Here is a 16,275-nt window from a genome sequence, read left to right as displayed (position 1 = left end):
CACTGTAATTTTACATACAGCCCCCTCGAACGTGGGATCGATGACTGTCGACCGCATCGGACCGGTGCTTGTCGTCGTGTTGGGGGTCCTCGCGATTTCGGCCGCCGCAGCGGGGCTCGACAGCCCAGAGACGGCCACGGCGGTCGGGACCGGCGAGGGTGAGGGAGAGGGAGCGGGTTCCTCGGACGGTACCGGCTACACCGCCGAGGCGATGGCCGATACGGTCGCTCCGAACGCCTCGTCTCCGTTCGGCAACTGGGTCAGCCCCGTGTTGCAACTCCTGCTCGTCGGTGGTACCGTCGCGTACCTGACGTGGGTCGGGTACCGACTGTGGCGAGAGGGGGCCAGCGCGGTGCCCGAACTACTCAAACACGCCGTCACCACCATCGTCCCCGCCGGTGTCGCCTGGCTCGTGCTGTTCGGTTCTCAGGTGTTCACGCTCTCCTGGGGCGAGCCCGAAACCGACCGCTCGGCTTCCGGATCGCCCGAGCACGTCGAAGGTGGTGGTTCCGCCAGCGCCGTCGCCGCCGACACGGCGACCGACGCGCTCCCGCTGGTCGCGCTCGTGATCGGTGCGGTCGTCCTCGTCGCGGGCCTCGTCGTGCTCGCGTCGCGGCTGACGCCAGACGCCGACGAGTCGACGGGGTCTGTCGCCGACGCTCCCGACCCGTCCCGCGAGCCGGACACCGTCGCGGCCTCACGCGCGAGCGGCCGGTTCGAAGACGCCGACGCCGAGGCGACCAACGCGGTCTATCGGGCCTGGCGAGAGCTGGCAAGCGAGGTCGAGGACGCCGACCGCCGGAGCCAGACGCCCGCAGAGATCGCCGCCAGCGCACGGGCGGCGGGCTTCGATCGTGACGCCGTAGCGACTCTGACCGACCGCTTCCGCGAAGTCCGGTACGGCCAGCGCCCGCCGACCAGCGAGCGCGAGACGAGCGCGCGGTCCGCGCTGGATCGGCTCCGATCGGAGGGCGACCGATGAACCGCCGCAGGCTCCTGTTGGCAGTCGCGACGGGTGCCGCCGTCGTCGGCCTCGTGCTCGCGTTCGCTCCCGACGCCGTCGCCGTCGCTTCGCTGCCGTCGCTGCTCCCGACGGTGCTCGCCGGCCTCGCGGTCCTCGCGGGGCTGTCCCGCGCCTACCAGTGGTTCGGGCGGGACCCAGACGCCGGCTGGCTCCCCGAGCCGGAGCGTGGCCGGCCCGCGGCCGTCCCGGGCGACGAGTTCGACGCCTTGCTCTCGCAGGCCCCCTCGTTCGGCGTCTCCGGTGGGGACCAGCGGGCGCTCGCGGTCCGGAGCGACCTCGAAGACGCGGCGCTGTCGGTGCTGACACAGTACCGCGGGCTCTCCGAGGCGGAAGCGCGCCGCCGCCTCGACGAGGGCACCTGGACCGACGACGAGCTGGCGGCGGAGTTCTTCGCGTCCGCCAGCGGTGCCGGCTCGTCGTTCCGCGAGTCCGTCACCGGCACGTTCTGGGGGTCGGGGCCGTTCCCGCGACGCGCCAGCCGCGTGGCCGCGGAGCTCGATCGCATCGTCGAGGACGGTGGTGAGGCCTGATGTCGTTCAGCTCGATTCCGGCCGCGGCCACCCGCGCTGCCGGCGCGACCGACGAAGCTGCCGAGTTCGAGATCGAACCGGGGACGGTCGTCGACCGCCGGACGAGGCGGTGGTACGGCGTTACCGTCTTCGCGCTCCTGGCGCTCGGAGTAGGCGTCCTGACCCGCGAGCCCGGCCTCCTGCTGACCAGTGCCTTCGGGATCGCCTTCGCGGGCTACGGGCAGTTCACCTCGCCGCCGCCGGTCGAGGTGAGCGTCGAGCGCTCGATCAGCGACGCCGCTCCCGACACCGACGACACCGTCGCGGTGACCGTGACGGTGCGCAACGAGAGCGACCGGACGATGCCGGACCTGCGACTCGTCGACGGCGTCCCGCCGAAGATGACCGTCGTCGAGGGGTCGCCCCGCGTCGCGACCGCGCTCCGACCGGGCCAGGAGACGACGTTCTCTTACTTGCTGCGGGCTCGGCGGGGCCGTCACGAGTTCGAGCCGACGACGGTCCTCGCTCGGGACGCGTCCGGGGCCACGGAGCGACGCGGCACGGTCGACGCGCCAGACACCGTCGGCTGCGAGGCGTCGCTACCGAGCCAGAGCGTCGCCTTTCCGCTGCGATCACAGACCACCCGTCACACGGGCCGATTCCCGGCAGACACTGGCGGGCCCGGCGTGGAGTTCTACGCGACTCGCGAGTACCGTCCGGGCGACCCGCTGAATCGTGTCGACTGGAACCGCACCGCCCGAACCGGTGATCTCACGACCGTCCAGTACCGGGTCGAACGCAGCGTCTCGGTCGTGCTGGTCGTCGACGCCCGACAGGCGGCGTACGCCGCCCCAGCGCCACAGGCCCGGACGGCGCTCGACGCGGCCGTCGACGCGGCGGGCCACGCCTACGTCTCGCTGACCGACGCGGGCCACGACGTGGGGCTGACGGCGCTGTCGCCGACGGACTGCTGGCTCTCGCCGGGCAACGGGGACGAACACCGCGTTCGAGCACGCGAGTTCCTCTCGACGGAGCCGGCGCTCTCGCCGTCTGGGCCCGACGCGGAGACCAACCTCTACGCCGCGGTCCAGCGAATCAGGCGTCGCGCGCCGACGGACGCCCAGATCGTCGTGTTCACGCCGCTGACCGACGACCACGTGGCCGGCGCTGCGATCCGACTCGACGCCAACGGCCACCGGACGACGGTAGTCTCGCCGGACCCGACGACCGACGACTCCGCCGGGCACCGACTGGCCGGAGTCAGGCGGTCGCTGCGTCTCGCGGACCTCCGTCAGCGCGACATTCCGGTCGTCGACTGGGACGGGACGGAACCGTTCCCGCACGCGCTCGCCCGCTGGGACGGGGGGTCGCGATGAGCACCCGCGCCACCGACGCCGACTCGCTCGACACCCGGCCGGGCACGGCCTCGGTCGCGGTCGCCGTCGCCGCCGGGCTCGTGACTGTACTGGTCAGCGCGACGACGCTGCTTGCCGGTGCCGTCGGTCTGTGCGGACTCGTCGTGGTCTCGTTCGGCGTACGCCGGGGGTCGCGACTGCTCCACCGGATCGGCTCCGCGGGGCTGTTCGGGGCCGTCCTGCTGGCCGGCGTCGCAGGGACCGATCCGGTCCCGATGCTGGTCGCTGCGGGGGCGGCGGTCGTCGCGTGGGACGCGGGTGAGCACGGCATCGGCCTCGGTCGGCAACTCGGACACGCGGCGGTCTCGACGCGGGCCCAGCTCGCACACGTGGGTGTGACGGTCGCCGTCGGCTCCGTGGTCGCGGTCGTCGGCTACGTCGTCTACGACGCCGCGAGCACCGGCCAGCCCACGACCGCGATCGCCCTGTTGCTCGGTGCGGCGCTGCTGTTTACCTACGCCCTCGATCGGTGACGCTACTGGCGAGCCACGGTCGGCACGGGCACGTCGTCCAGCACGCTCTCGACGACGGCGGCCTCGGCGACGTTCTCGACGCGGGCCTCCGGCGTCAGCACGACCCGATGGGCCAGCACCGGCTGTGCGACGGCCTTCACGTCGTCGGGCGTCACGAACTCCCGACCGCGGATCAGCGCCCGAGCACGGACCGCCTCGAAGAGCCGCTGGGTGCCACGGGGCGAGACACCCACGTCCACGTGGCGGTGCTCTCGGGTCGCCCGGGCGACGTTCGAGACGTAGCGCAACACGTCGTCTTCGACGGTGATCGACTCCGGTAGCGCTCGCAGTTCGTCGACTTCCTCGGGCGACAGCACCGTCTCGACGGAGGGGCTCTGCTCGACGCGGCCGGCCCGACGCTGGAGCAACTCGAACTCGCCGTCCTCGTCGGGGTACCCGATCGACGTCTTCGCGAGGAAGCGATCGACCTGCGCCTCGGGCAACTCGAAGGTCCCCTCCATCTCGACCGGGTTCTGGGTCGCGATGACGAAGAAGGGCTGCGGCAGGTCGTAGGTGTCGCCGTCGACGGTGACCTGCCCCTCCTCCATGGCCTCAAGTAGCGCCGACTGAGTCTTGGGCGGCGCGCGGTTGATCTCGTCGGCCAGCACGACGTTGGCGAAGATCGGACCTTCGTTGAACTCGAAGCTCCGCTCGCGCTCGTTGAACACGTGTGTCCCGGTGATGTCTGCCGGCAGCAGGTCTGGTGTGAACTGGATCCGGGAGAAGCTGAGTCCCAGGGTCTGGGCCATCGTCTGGGCCGTCAGCGTCTTCCCCGTCCCCGGCACGTCCTCCAGGAGGACGTGGCCGCGGCCGACGACGCCCAGTAACACGGTCTCGAAGAACGATCGCTCGCCGATCACTGCCGATCCGATCTCGTCTAACACCCGTGAACACACGTCACTGGCTTCTGGCACGTCCATAATTTCTACTGTCGGCCACACACAATATTACTGTCGGAGAAATCGGAGTGGCGCTGTCCAACGGTTGTCACTCCCGGCTCGAACCGAAACCGATAAAGAGCACATCGCGCTACGATGAAGTGAGCCGAGGTAGCCTAGCCCGGCCAAGGCGGTTGCTTCGAGAGCAACTGTCCGTTCAGGACACAGGAGTTCAAATCTCCTCCTCGGCGTTTTCCTGCGAATACCAGCCTTCGAGCGACCGCTGTGCGTGTCGATCGACCTGTGAGCAGGAAACGCCACACGCGGAGATTTGAACCCCGGAAGTCGCAGCCCGCGCAACGAAGTGATACTACCGGCTGTAAGTCTGTGAATGATTTCGCCACCCCGGGGTGGCGAAGATCTTCACGAAGTTACAGCCGGCAGTATGAGCAGGAACGTCTTCCTCCGGTTCAAATCTCCTCCTCGGCGTTCTATCGGGTGAAACGAGATAGAGCACGAGAGGCTTCGCTTCTCGGCGTCTTTCAGCGAACGGAACGTGTGTAGGTGTCGGAGACTCCGTCTCTCGCCGTTTTTGCGAGTGGAACGACCACAAGCTCGGAAAGCTCTGCTTTCCGGCGTGTTCTGACCCGCGATACGACGAGCGTAGCGAGTGGTCCGTGCGTCGGAAAGGACGACCCGCGTTCCTCCCCAGCCGACTCCGGTGCTCGCGACGCTGCGCTCCTCGTCCCTCCGGCTTCGTCACGCCACGAGGACGCGACGGCGCGCGCCACCGCTTCCCGTGCAGTCGAAACCCGAATCCCTCACGTCCACTCGTCCAGGTACCCGTCGAACACACTCGTCGCACGCTCGTAGGGGTCACTCGTGGTCAGGTCGATCCCCAGACGTTCGAACTGAGCGAGTGGCTCGTCTTGTCCGGTTGTGCGGAGGAACTCGCGGTACGCCGCCGGGCTACGTCTGTCCTCGCGTAGCGACTCGCGGACGTGCAGCGCGCCGACGGCCCCGAGGACGTACTGGTAGTGGTGGAACGCGTCGCGGAAGAGTTGCCCCGTGAGCCACTGGTATCGCGAGCGTTCACACGGTTCGAGTGCGGGATCGAACTGGGACTGTACCGCGAGCGACGCGTCGGCGATGCGGTCGGCCGAAAGCGTCTCACCGTCGTCGACGGCCACGGCAAGCCGACGCTTGAAGGCCGCGTTCGCCGCCTGTCCGTAGAGCATTCCCGACAGTGCTTCGAGGCGGCGATTCCGGGCGTGTGCGCCCAGCGGGCCGCCCCGATCTATCAGGTGTTCGGCCAGCAGGAGCTCGTGGAGCAGGCTCGGAATCTCCGAGACGGGGCGCGGCCCGGTGGCGTACATCGTCGGCTCCGAACGGTAGTGTTCGACGTGGAGCGCGTGGCCGAGTTCGTGTGCGAGGTAGAAGGCCGTCCGCACGTCCCCCGTGAAGTTCAGGAGGACGAAGGCACCGTCGTCGGCCGAGGAGGGACAGAACGCGGGGATGTCGCTGCGCTTGTCCGCGCACTCGTAGACGTCGACGCGGCGACTCGCGAAGAAGTCGCGTGCGAGGTCCTGGTACTTCTCGCCCAGCGGTGCGAGCGATCCGACGATCAGGTCCCTGGCTCGTTCGTACGACAGCTCCGTTTCGGGGTCGTCGGCCAGCGAGACCTCGGTGTCCCACGGGCGCACCCTCTCCACTCCGAGTCGTTCGGCCCGCAAGTCACGCGCTCGCTCTCGCGGTCCGATCGCGTCCGCGACGCTCTCGATCAGCGTCTCGTGGAGCGTCTGCGGGAACTGGACCTCGAGCCCGCTCTCCGGGTAGGTCCGGTTCGTCAACTGCAACTCACGGATCGAGTCGAAGCCCCGGACCTCGGCGAGCGCGCTGGCGGCCGAGAGCTTCTCGGCGTAGGCCGTCGCCAGCGTCCCCTCGTGGTCGGCGAACGCGTCGAGATAGGACTCGTAGACGGTGCGGCGATACTCGCGATCCGGGCTGGAGAGCGCTCGTCTGTAGCGACCCTGTGTAATCGTCCGCTCTTCGCCGTCTGGCGTCTCGACGGTCGGCGGCGCGAAGTCCTCGTTCGTGACGGCGCGGACGATCCGGTCGGCGCTGGTACGCTGCTCGGCGAACTGCTCGATCACGGCTTCGACGTCGGGTGAACGCTGTCGGGCGGCTCGCCGTCTGAGCGACGCGAAGTAGTGGCGTCGTTCGTCGAGCCCCCGCTCGATCCGGTCGAGTGCGGGTTCGTCGGTCCGGCGGAGTCGATCGAGTCGCCGGGCGACGGCCGCCTCCAGCGTGCTCGACAGGTCGCGGGCCCGTCTGGCCCTGTCGCTGGCCGCTTCTGCGTCCGTGACGCAGTCCCGGAGCGTCGCGTACAGCTCGAGGCGCTGGGCACGTCGGTACCAGTCACTGACGGCGTCGACGAGGTCGCGCGCCGCTGCCGTGGATTCGACGGGCTCCGACGGCGGATCGTCCGCGTCGAGGTCGGTCTGCAGCGATTCACGGTATCGGTCCCAGTCGGCCGGCGTCGCGAAGATCCGGTCGGTATCCCAGGTGTACTGTTCGTCTCTGTCTGCGTGGTTCGGTCGTGACATCTGTGGCTGTCGGGGATCGCACTGTCGCTGTCGCCACAACGAGCGCTGGCGACGGATCGAGACGGCCTGACCGTAGGGGCACGACTGCCCGAGAAAGGCGTTACTGGGTCATCCTTCGACCGGACCTGTCCCCAAAATCACACGCCGTTCGAATAAACGCTGCTATCCGCCGGTCACGAGGAAGATCCCGATACTGACCGTGAAGACGGTGAGGATGAACGTCACCGCGAGCGCGCCGCCCAGCGAGACGACGGCGTTGGCCGTCGAGGCCAGCGTCTCGGTCCGGTCGTTGCCAAAGACCGTGACGGTCGCCTTCTCGCTGGCCATCCCGGCCTCGACGGGTTCGAGGTCGTCGATCGCCCGCTCGGTCAACTCGGCGATCAGCGCGATCAGCTCGTCGTCGGGAATCGAGCTGCCGACCTGATTCTCCGCCTCGACGGTGTTGACGATGTGGGTGTCGGTCGTCATCACCTCTGCGTCGTCGACGCCGTCGAGTTCGGCGAGGATGTCGCCCCGCAGCCCCGGCTCCATGTTGTTGCCGTCGATCAGGACGTAGGCGGTTCTGGTCCCCGCGACCTCGAAGACGGCGACGCGGATCCCGAGCGGCCCGATCCCCTCTTGGGGTTCCCAGGGCGTCTCGTCCCAGGCGACGCCACAGCGGAGCCGGCCACGGTCGGCGGCGGCCAGCTCCGCCCCGAGTTTCCCGGCTCCGTCGATCATGTCGAACGAGCGTTCGCTGCCGGGGACGACGTGGCCCAGGTCGTCGCCTTCCAGACCGTCGTTGCTGTTGTGAGCGTCGACCAGCAGGATCTCGTCCAGCGAGCCCGCTCGCGCTTCGGCCGCCGCCGAGAGGCCGACGGCGTACTCCACGTCGTCGGCGAACCCCGGCGCGAACGTCGAGACGATCACGGCGTCGTCGCCGACCGCCTGGCCCAGCAGCGACGCGTCACCCTCCTCGACTCGCTGGCTCGCCGTCGCCTGGTCGGTGTATTCGAGGTCCCGATAGGCCGACCGCGCCGCCGCGAGGATCGCGTCGACCTCGCGTTCGGTGACGAGGTTGAAGTCGTGGCCCGCGGTGGCGTGGGGCGGGAAGGCGAGCCCGTCGGCCTCGGTAGCGACCCGTTTGGGGAGGTTCCCGCCGCCGATCTCGCCCATCGGTCCCGGATGGATCATCGGGAGGACGAAGCGGGCCTTCTCTTCGCCGTCCGGGCGGCGAACCGACAGCACCGTCACCGGGACGAGCGCCTCCTCGCCGAGTTCTTCGAAGAAGTCCTCCAGTTCGCGGCTTCCCTCGGCGATGTGCCCGATGAAGCCCTGGATGAAATCCAGCACCGAGACGCCCAGACTGGAGCGCCACGGGCGATCCAGCAGGACGAGGAAGAGCCACACCGCACCGGCGTACAGCACGCACATGACCGCGAGTAGCCCGAAATCGACCGGCTGGAGGAACTGTAGCTCCGGCGGTGCGTGATCCGGCCGCGAGAGGAATCGTCGGAGCGTCGGATCGTCGAGCAGCGCCGAAGTCGCACCCGTATACACCGCGAGCAGCGCGGCTGCCGCCGCCGGCTGGATACTCGCGGCGATCGCTGCGACCGGGAGCGAGCGCCGGGAGACGGCGATCACGACCAGCAGACGGAGGGCGAAGATCGCGGCGAGACTCACCAGCAGCGAATCGAGGACGAACTCCTGGTCGAAGGCCGTCAGCACCGAGACGACGCCGGCACCGACGACGAAGGCGATGACGATCAGCTCGCAAAACAGCGCCAGCAGCGACGCGCGATTGGGCGTCAGCTGCCCGCCCAGAGCGTTGTCGACGTAGGCCGTGCCGACACTCGCGAGAACGGTCGGAATGCCCACGAAGAACACGCCCTGCCAGGCGTCGTCCAACACGAACCGCGAGTCGAAGGCGGCGATGCCAGTGACGGCCGCCAGCACCAGCGCGAACGTCACGCTCGTGTACCAGCGCGGTGCCCGGAAGATAAAACGCGAGAGCCCCGCGAGGTTTCCTTGCGTCGCTGTCATACTGTAGTTCTCCCTATCGATCCGGTTAAATGTACTCGTCTTCGCCCTCCCGCGGTGGGACCGACGGAGCTGACGAGCTACTCTCCGTTACAGACGGCGAGGAAGTTCTCGAAGACTTCCTCTCCTTCTTCGGTGTGGGCGACTTCGGGGTGCCACTGGACGCCGAAGCGATCGGTCCCGTTGCTCATAGCCTCGACGTTGCACACGTCGGACTGTGCGGTGCGTTCGAACCCGTCGGGCACTTCCTTGACCTCGTCGGCGTGGCTCGCCCAGACGCGCGTCTCCGGGGCCAGCGATCCGATCAGTGGGTCCTCGTCGTCGTCGATCTGGACTGTCACGTCGGCGTAGCCGCCGTACTCGCCGCCACCGACGCGGCCACCGAGCTGGTCGGCCATCAGCTGCATCCCCAGACAGATTCCCAGGATCGGTAGGTCCATGTCGAGGTACGCCGGGCAGTTGCCGATGCGATCCATGTCGGGGCCACCAGAGAGGACGAGGCCGTCGGCCTCGATCTCGCCGGGCGGCGTGTCGTTGTCGACGAGTTCCGCGTCGACGCCGATGTCACGCAGCGCACGCTGTTCGAGGTGCGTGAACTGGCCGTGATTGTCGATGACGGCGATCTGAGTCATTACGCGAACGGAGGCCGTCTGTCCGTATATATTTCTTGGAACTGGCCGGTCACTCCTCGTACCGGTCGGCGGCCGACTCGAACCCGAGTTCGGACTGTTCGCGGGTGCGCCGCCCCTCCCGCTCGGCGATGGCCGCCGCGTCCGGGTTCGCGTCGTCGTCGATCCGCGCCCACGACTGGTGGACTTTCGCGTGACACCACCGACAGAGGTAGATCGTGATCTCGTGGTTCAGGTCGTCGTCGCTGCCCTCGCGATAGGACAGGTGGTGTTCTTCCAGCAGCGGCCGCTCGTCGGTGTGGGCCATCCGTCGCTCTTCGAGCCCGCAGCGGGTACACGCCCGGTCGCGCTCTCGCCGCCGGAAGTGCGGGCAGTCTCGCCACTCCCAGCGGCCCGCCGCCGCCTCCGTCGAGGAGACGCTGGGGTCGTGGTCGTCTCCCCCGGCGACGACGGGACACCGGAACTCCTCGGCACTGCGGGCGTCGGCGAACTCGGGATCGTGGTGGCCGTGTTCGACTGCCCACCGGCACTTCCCGTCGTCCGTGATCCAGTCACAGCGGTCGACGTGTGCGTAGGGGTCGTCGACGCCGACGCTCGTCCCGCCGGGTGCCTTCTCCATACTCCCACTGACGAATCGAGACGCTTGAATCTGTCTCGGGCCAGCAAGGGTTTTGCCCCGCGGCGTCCACCAACGGCCATGCGCGTCGTCCACGACGATGGAGACGAACGGCGGACGCTCGCCGACACCGTCGAGGTGGCCGAGTCGACCGTCGAACAGGCGAAGGGACTGATGTTTCGGGCCTCGATCCCGGACGACTACGCGCTGGTCTTCCGGCTCCACGGGCCGCCCTGGCCGCTCTCGGCACTGCTCGGCGACTATGGCTACCAGTCGATCCACATGCTGTTCGTCCGGTTCCCCATCGACGTGGTCTGGCTCCGGGACGAGACCGTCGCACAGGTGAAGACCCTCTCGCCCTGGACCGGGCTGGGGATGGCCCGCGCGGACGCCGTCGTCGAGCTACCGGCCGGCGCGGCCGACGGCGTCGAGCCCGGCGACTGCGTCCTGATCGAGTCGTGATCCGACCGTGCGAACCGATCCCAACAGATTAATCAGCGGCGGCCGCTTGACCTTCGAGTACTATGTCGGATTCCGACAACGAGGATAGAGGAAGTCGCCTCACGGCGGCTGGGCGCGAAATTCGCCAGCGACGATAACTCGCAGGACACAACCGTGACAGAGACGACATTGTTCGGGGGTCACCCGCTGACGCGGGACCTCTCTGATGCTGCCGGCGTACAGTTCCTTGATACCACGCTTCGAGACGGGGAGCAGGCCCCCGGCATCTCGCTGTCGCCCGACGAGAAGGCACGGATCGCCCGCCAACTCGACGCGGCCGAGATCGACGTGATCGAGGCGGGCAGCGCCTGTACCGGGCCGGGCGAGCGAAAGACCATCTCCCGCGTGGCCGATCTCGACCTCGACGCGACGGTGACGAGCTTCTGCCGTGGCATTCGCGACGACATCGACCTCGCGCTGGAGTGTGGCGTCGACGGGATCAACCTCGTCGTCCCCGCCAGCGACCGCCACATCGAGGAGAAGGTCGGCACCTCCCGGGCCGACAACGTCGACTCGACCGTCGAGCTGGTCGAGTACGCCAAAGCGCAGGGGCTGTGGGTCGAGGTCATCGGCGAGGACGGCTCGCGTGCGGATCTGGACTACCTCGAGGAACTGCTCGGTGCCGCCATCGACGCCGGTGCGGACCGGATCTGCTGGGCCGACACCGTCGGCCACGCGACGCCGGACGGCGCGCTCGAAGCCGTCTCCCGGCTCTCGGAGCTGGGGCCGGTCAGCACGCACACCCACGACGACCTCGGGCTCGCGGTGATGAACGCGCTGGTCTCGATCGCCGCCGGTGCGGACATGGTCCACGGGACCATCAACGGCATCGGCGAGCGGGCCGGCAACGTCGCCCTGGAGGAGGTCGCCATCGCACTCGATCACGGCTACGGCGTCGAGACGATGGACCTGACCGAGGTGTACGATCTCGCACAGCTGATCGCCAACACGACGGGGATCCAGCTGGCCCCGAACAAGGCCGTCGTCGGCCAGAACGCCTTCACCCACGAGTCGGGCATCCACACCGACGGGACGCTGAAAGACGACGCGATGTACGAGCCCTACCGGCCCGAGAAGGTGGGTCGCGAGCGCCGCCTCGCGCTGGGCAAACACGCCGGGCGCGCGGGCGTCGCCGCCGCGCTCGACGAGCACGACATCGACGTGAGCGACGACGAACTCGCGACGATCGTCCAGCGGGTCAAGGAGATCGGCGACCGCGGCCGACGGGTCACCGACGCCGACCTGCTGACCATCGCCGAGGAGGTCAAGGGCACCGACCGCGAGCGCCGCGTCGAACTGCTGGACTTGACGACCATCGCCGGTGGCGGCACTCCCACGGCCAGCGTCCGACTCGCCGTCGACGGCGAGGAACGCGAGCCCGCGAGTTCGACCGGCTCCGGCCCGGTCGACGCCGCGATGGGCGCTATCGAGGGGGCGCTGGGGCACTCCGTCGACTGGAACCTCGACTCCTACCACGTCGACGCCATCACCGGCAACACCGACGCCGTCGTCACCGTCGAGGTCGAGATGTCTCGGGGCGACCGAACGGTGACGGTCTCGAACAGCGACTCGGACATCACCCGGGCCTCCGTCCACGCGATGGTCGACGCCATCGACCGCCTCATCGCCGACGAGGACGAGCCGGTCGTCGCCGACGACTAGGACCTACCACCTTTTTCCGCTGCGGGTGGCTCGCTTCGCTCGCCACCGCTTGCGCAAAAACGTGGGCGAAAAAGGCCGCGAGCGCGCCGAAGGCGCGCTCGCGGGTGAATCGCGCGAACGACCGGGTTCTTCGAACCGCTCGTTCGCGCGAATGCTCGACGGTCGACTCTCGTGTGGCACGGAAACAGCGTTGGAATTCGCCGAGGAAAGCGACATTTCTGGGGCGAGCGAGATGCTCGTCGGCCATAGTACATATACCTGCACATCAATGCATAAATTTGACCATTGTGGCTGTCTCAGACCGCAACTGTTTCACTCGGTCGTACCACTGGCTAATACATGGTCGAACGGGTCACACTGTACCGGGCACCGACGACGGTCGCCGACGTGGACGCCATCGCCGACTGGCTGGCCGAGCGGATCGAGGCGAGCGTCGACGTTCGGGATCGCTTCCTCGATCTGTACGCCGACGAGGAGCTGGCCGAAGCGTTCGCCTCCGCGCGGGTGCTCTCGCCGTACGAACGCGAGACGGGCAACACGATGCTGGGGATCGTTCGCTACGAGCAGCGGGCGCTGGACCACCCCGAGCGGGCCGGCGGCGTCATCTACGACGGCTTCCAGGTCCAGAAGCTACTCGGAGAGCGACTGCCAGCCGACGAGCGCGGGCTCGATCACCTCCACGTTCCAGTGCTCGATCGCGTGCTCGGCACGTGGGGCGACCACGACGGCCGGTGGCACAAGCGCGTCAACGTCCTCGGCCAGCCCGCGCTCGTGTCGGTTCCGGGGCTGTACGAGGCCCCGGCCAAGCCAGAACAGTACTACAAGGAACAACAGAAACACGCGATGGTCTCGGGAGACTCCCCGCCCCGAGAGGTCCTCGAGAGCGAAGTCGAGGGCGAGTTCCTCGTCGAGGACGACCAGCGGACGACCGAGGCGCTGAAGGGGTACGTCCTCCAGGCGTATCACTACCTGGAGACCGGCGAGGACTTCTGCGACGAGGACGGGTGCCGGCTGGCGAACCCCCACCGCCAGCCCGGCGTCGTCGCCGCACAGCTTCGAGGCACCGACTTCTGTCCGGCCCACGCCGAACGGTACCGTCCGTGACTGGCCGCCAGCGCCGTCGGAGTCACTCGACGCGGCCACTCGCCAGCCGGAGGTAACCACCCGCCAGCCGTCGCTCGCGGTAGTCTGCCGTCCGGTCGGCCAGCCGTCGATAGGCGTCCTCGACGCGGCGCTCGTGACTGTCGGCCACGTCCGTCTGTCGCTTGTCCGTCGAGGACGCCCAGACGAACGCCCGGTAACAGGTGTCGATCGGGCGCGCCCACGCGCGCTGGCTCCGGCTAAAGTGCAACAGTGCCACCCGGTGGCCGGGTTCGACGAGGGTACACCACTCGTCGACGACCGATCGCGGATCGGCGAACATGCCCACGACGAACGTGCCCAGCAGCCCCTCGATTGATCCCGAGAGCGGCGGTCGGGTCGCGTCCCCCCACAGCAAGTCGGCGTCGCCGCGCCCGCGTGCGCGACTGAGCATCTCTCTGGTCACGTCCAGTCCGAGGACACGCCCCTCGGAACCGACCGCCGACCGCAGGTGTGGGAGGTTCGCGCCGGTGCCACAGCCCATCTCGACGACGGTCGCCCCCCTCGACAGCGAGAGTTCTGCTGCGGCCGCGCGCCGCCACGACCGGACGCCGGGCAGTGTCGCCAGCAGGTCGTAGATGGTCGCCCACCGACCGTAGAACGCGCGCACGTCGCCCATTACGCGATCTCGCGGACGATCTCCGCGACGGCGCTGGCGTCGGGTCCGATCACGTAGCTGATCGGCTCGATCCCCATGCCGCCGGTCTGGTAGAGCACGTCGGCGTCTGGACACTCGTCGAGTGCGGCCGCGATCGCGGTCTCGGTGTCGGCCTCGGCGTCGAACGCGACCGTCGTGTACCCCGCGGCTTCGAGGTCGTCGACGACGTCGTCGTCGTAGCGGATGTTCACCATCGCGTTCGCGTCCGCGCCGCCGGCCCGTGCCGCGAGCAACACGCCCGCAACGTGTTCGCTGACGCCGAACTCCGGCTCGGCCGGGATCGTCGCCCGCCCCTTCACGTCGAGGATCCGGCCGGGGACGCCGGCCACGTCTTCGATGCCCGTCGCGTCGCTGAGAGCCTCGACGAGGTTGGAGCCGACCGCCGGAATGAGCGTGGCGAAGCCACTGGTGTTCTCCAGGAGGCGCAGCCCACGCCGAACCGACGAGCGGGTCTGTTCTGCCTCCCGGAGATTGCTGTCGGGGTCGTGGACCGCGAAGTCGCCGCCGTACTCGGCGAGTTCCGGCACGGCGTCCTCGTGCAGCGCCGCCAGTGTGCCCCCCTGTTCGAGTTCGCGGACGACCACTTCCGTCTCGATCAACGCCTGGACGGGCGTCATCTCGCCGCTGGCCAGCCCGTCGGCCAGTTCTTCGACCAGCGCCGCCAGCCGGTCGTTCTCCAGCAGCCGCTCGTTGCGCTCGACCTCTCCGTGGGCGTACTTCGAGACGGCGCTCTGGCTGATCCCCAGCAGCTCGGCCACCTCCGACTGGGTGAGGTCACGCTCGCGCAACGCCTCCGCGAGCAGCGACCTGAAGGTCGGCAGGAACTCGTCGACGACGATCTCCTCGACGAACCTCACGGCGCTCGCCCTCCGTTCGTGGACACAGTCGTCATTTCTGGTCGCCTCCGAACTCGCACCGAGTTCTCGCCGACAGGTCGCTGACAGTCACGCCCGTCATTTCTGGTCGCCTCCGAACTCGCACCGAGTTCTCGCCGACAGGCCGCTGACAGCCACGGCCGTCATTTCTGGTCGCCTCCGAACTCGTGATCCTTCTCGATCTTCGAGGCCTGCGGTCCGGTCTGGCCCTGATACTTCGAGCCGCGTTCCTCGCCGTAAGGGCGGTCTGCGGGCGTCTTCAGCTCGGTGAAGGTCAGCTGCGAGATCCGCATGCCGGGCGACAGCGCGACGGGCGCGGTCCCGAGGTTCGACAGCTCGAGGGTGATCTGGCCCTCGTAGCCCGGATCGCACAGACCGGCAGTCGCGTGGACGACGATCGCCAGCCGCCCCAGCGAGGAGCGCCCCTCGACGTGGGCGATCAGGTCGGCCGGGATCTCGACGCGCTCGTGGGTCGTCCCAAGCACGAAGTCGCCGGGGTGGAGGATGTACTCGTCGCCGTCGTCGACCGTGACGCGGTCGGTGTACTCCTCGGTCTCTTGCTCGCTGTTTGGGTGGATGCAGGGGATGTTGGCGTGCTGAAATTCCAGGAACTCCCGACCCAGTCGGAGGTCGACGCTGGCGGGCTGGACCTGCAGGTCGATGTCGTCGAGTGGCTCGATCACCAGATCGCCGGCTTCGAGCCGTCGCAGGATGTCCGTATCCGAGAGGATCATACGCGTACTCGCGAGCGCGGTCGTGAAAACGTTCCGTTCCGCGCTCGCGGGGCTCTCTCGGCTCGCGTGGGGTAGTTTCCCGTGGAGATGGCGGCGAAAAGCGTAGCGGGGACCAGACATATACCTGCCCGGGTCCACCCCAATGGCATGAAGCAGGCCATCGTCGCCCGGACCGACATCGGGATGGGTGAAGGCAAGTTGGCGGCCCAGGTCGCCCACGCCTCGCTCATGGCCTACGAGGACGCCGATCGACAGGCCACGTCCGAGTGGAAAGGGCAGGGTCAGAAGAAGGTCGTCCTCGCGGCCGCGGGCGAGGATGCGCTGTTCCGCCTGGCCGACGACGCCGAGCGGAAGGGCCTGCCGAATGCGATCGTCAGGGACGCCGGTCACACGCAACTCGATCCGGGCACCGTCACGGCGCTGGCCGTCGGGCCGGCGGCCGACGACCGGATCGACGCAGTCACGGGTGACCTCTCCCTGTACTGACTCCAAGCGAG

At 68.5% G+C, this 16,275-nt stretch carries 16 protein-coding genes and 1 tRNA gene; 9 read left to right on the top strand and 8 right to left on the bottom strand.

Annotated features, from left to right (window positions below):
• Window positions 1–40: 40 nt before the first annotated feature.
• The 4 genes from AC5FRZ_RS13300 to AC5FRZ_RS13285 are packed head-to-tail and all read left to right on the top strand — an operon-like array spanning window position 41 to window position 3,421.
• Window positions 41–982, top strand: a complete 942-nt coding sequence (locus AC5FRZ_RS13300; protein WP_493564817.1) for a DUF4129 domain-containing protein — start codon at window positions 41–43, stop codon at window positions 980–982.
• A complete protein-coding gene (locus tag AC5FRZ_RS13295) occupies window positions 979–1,554 on the top strand; it encodes a DUF7269 family protein (RefSeq protein ID WP_170095210.1) in 576 nt (191 codons plus the stop codon). The genes AC5FRZ_RS13300 and AC5FRZ_RS13295 overlap by 4 nt, the downstream gene beginning before the upstream one ends.
• Window positions 1,554–2,909, top strand: coding sequence for a DUF58 domain-containing protein (locus tag AC5FRZ_RS13290; protein ID WP_493564816.1), 1,356 nt, complete (start codon window positions 1,554–1,556; stop codon window positions 2,907–2,909). Before AC5FRZ_RS13295 ends, AC5FRZ_RS13290 begins: the two co-directional genes overlap by 1 nt.
• Window positions 2,906–3,421 (top strand): DUF7519 family protein, encoded by a 516-nt coding sequence (locus tag AC5FRZ_RS13285; RefSeq protein ID WP_372480367.1) that lies wholly within the window; start codon window positions 2,906–2,908, stop codon window positions 3,419–3,421. Before AC5FRZ_RS13290 ends, AC5FRZ_RS13285 begins: the two co-directional genes overlap by 4 nt.
• A gap of 2 nt (window positions 3,422–3,423) precedes the next feature.
• Here the strand turns inward: AC5FRZ_RS13285 and AC5FRZ_RS13280 are convergent, their stop codons facing one another.
• Window positions 3,424–4,380 carry an AAA family ATPase gene (locus AC5FRZ_RS13280; RefSeq protein WP_372480368.1) on the bottom strand — a complete coding sequence of 319 codons (957 nt, stop codon included), beginning with the start codon at window positions 4,378–4,380 and terminating at the stop codon, window positions 3,424–3,426.
• Between the two features lie 123 nt (window positions 4,381–4,503).
• On the opposite strand from AC5FRZ_RS13280, the gene AC5FRZ_RS13275 reads away from it, so the two are divergent.
• Window positions 4,504–4,589: transfer RNA gene (locus AC5FRZ_RS13275), tRNA-Ser, on the top strand.
• Window positions 4,590–5,159: 570 nt separating this feature from the next.
• On the opposite strand, the gene AC5FRZ_RS13270 is transcribed toward AC5FRZ_RS13275, so the two are convergent.
• From AC5FRZ_RS13270 to AC5FRZ_RS13255, 4 genes are all read right to left on the bottom strand, one after another.
• Complete coding sequence (locus AC5FRZ_RS13270; RefSeq protein WP_493564815.1) at window positions 5,160–6,944, bottom strand: M3 family oligoendopeptidase; 1,785 nt, start codon at window positions 6,942–6,944, stop codon at window positions 5,160–5,162.
• Between the two features lie 162 nt (window positions 6,945–7,106).
• Entirely contained in the window at window positions 7,107–8,966 is a 1,860-nt protein-coding gene (locus tag AC5FRZ_RS13265) for a DUF2070 family protein (RefSeq protein ID WP_493564814.1), read from the bottom strand.
• Between the two features lie 77 nt (window positions 8,967–9,043).
• A complete protein-coding gene (locus AC5FRZ_RS13260; protein WP_372480370.1) occupies window positions 9,044–9,595 on the bottom strand; it encodes a GMP synthase subunit A in 552 nt (183 codons plus the stop codon).
• Window positions 9,596–9,644: 49 nt separating this feature from the next.
• Window positions 9,645–10,211: a DUF7097 family protein gene (locus AC5FRZ_RS13255; protein ID WP_493564813.1), complete on the bottom strand. Its 567-nt coding sequence runs from the start codon at window positions 10,209–10,211 to the stop codon at window positions 9,645–9,647.
• A gap of 78 nt (window positions 10,212–10,289) precedes the next feature.
• On the opposite strand from AC5FRZ_RS13255, the gene AC5FRZ_RS13250 reads away from it, so the two are divergent.
• From AC5FRZ_RS13250 to AC5FRZ_RS13240, 3 genes are all read left to right on the top strand, one after another.
• A complete protein-coding gene (locus AC5FRZ_RS13250; protein WP_493564812.1) occupies window positions 10,290–10,670 on the top strand; it encodes a DUF192 domain-containing protein in 381 nt (126 codons plus the stop codon).
• Between the two features lie 153 nt (window positions 10,671–10,823).
• Window positions 10,824–12,371 (top strand): (R)-citramalate synthase, encoded by a 1,548-nt coding sequence (locus AC5FRZ_RS13245; protein WP_372480372.1) that lies wholly within the window; start codon window positions 10,824–10,826, stop codon window positions 12,369–12,371.
• A 339-nt stretch (window positions 12,372–12,710) separates the two neighbouring features.
• Complete coding sequence (locus AC5FRZ_RS13240; protein ID WP_493564811.1) at window positions 12,711–13,475, top strand: DUF7001 family protein; 765 nt, start codon at window positions 12,711–12,713, stop codon at window positions 13,473–13,475.
• 22 nt (window positions 13,476–13,497) lie between these two features.
• On the opposite strand, the gene AC5FRZ_RS13235 is transcribed toward AC5FRZ_RS13240, so the two are convergent.
• The 3 genes from AC5FRZ_RS13235 to dcd form a co-directional block, all read right to left on the bottom strand.
• Window positions 13,498–14,130 carry a class I SAM-dependent methyltransferase gene (locus AC5FRZ_RS13235; RefSeq protein ID WP_493564810.1) on the bottom strand — a complete coding sequence of 211 codons (633 nt, stop codon included), beginning with the start codon at window positions 14,128–14,130 and terminating at the stop codon, window positions 13,498–13,500.
• Complete coding sequence (locus tag AC5FRZ_RS13230; RefSeq protein WP_170095199.1) at window positions 14,130–15,026, bottom strand: thiamine-phosphate synthase family protein; 897 nt, start codon at window positions 15,024–15,026, stop codon at window positions 14,130–14,132. Before AC5FRZ_RS13230 ends, AC5FRZ_RS13235 begins: the two co-directional genes overlap by 1 nt.
• 161 nt (window positions 15,027–15,187) lie before the next feature.
• A complete protein-coding gene (gene dcd / locus AC5FRZ_RS13225; RefSeq protein ID WP_170095198.1) occupies window positions 15,188–15,778 on the bottom strand; it encodes a dCTP deaminase in 591 nt (196 codons plus the stop codon).
• 147 nt (window positions 15,779–15,925) lie between these two features.
• On the opposite strand from dcd, the gene pth2 reads away from it, so the two are divergent.
• Complete coding sequence (gene pth2 / locus AC5FRZ_RS13220) at window positions 15,926–16,264, top strand: peptidyl-tRNA hydrolase Pth2 (RefSeq protein WP_170095197.1); 339 nt, start codon at window positions 15,926–15,928, stop codon at window positions 16,262–16,264.
• The last annotated feature ends 11 nt before the right edge of the window (window positions 16,265–16,275 follow it).

This window comes from Halomicrobium sp. HArcht1-1, assembly GCF_058933285.1.
The sequence above is the reverse complement of the archived record's forward strand: the minus strand, read 5'-3'. Positions and strand labels throughout refer to the sequence as shown.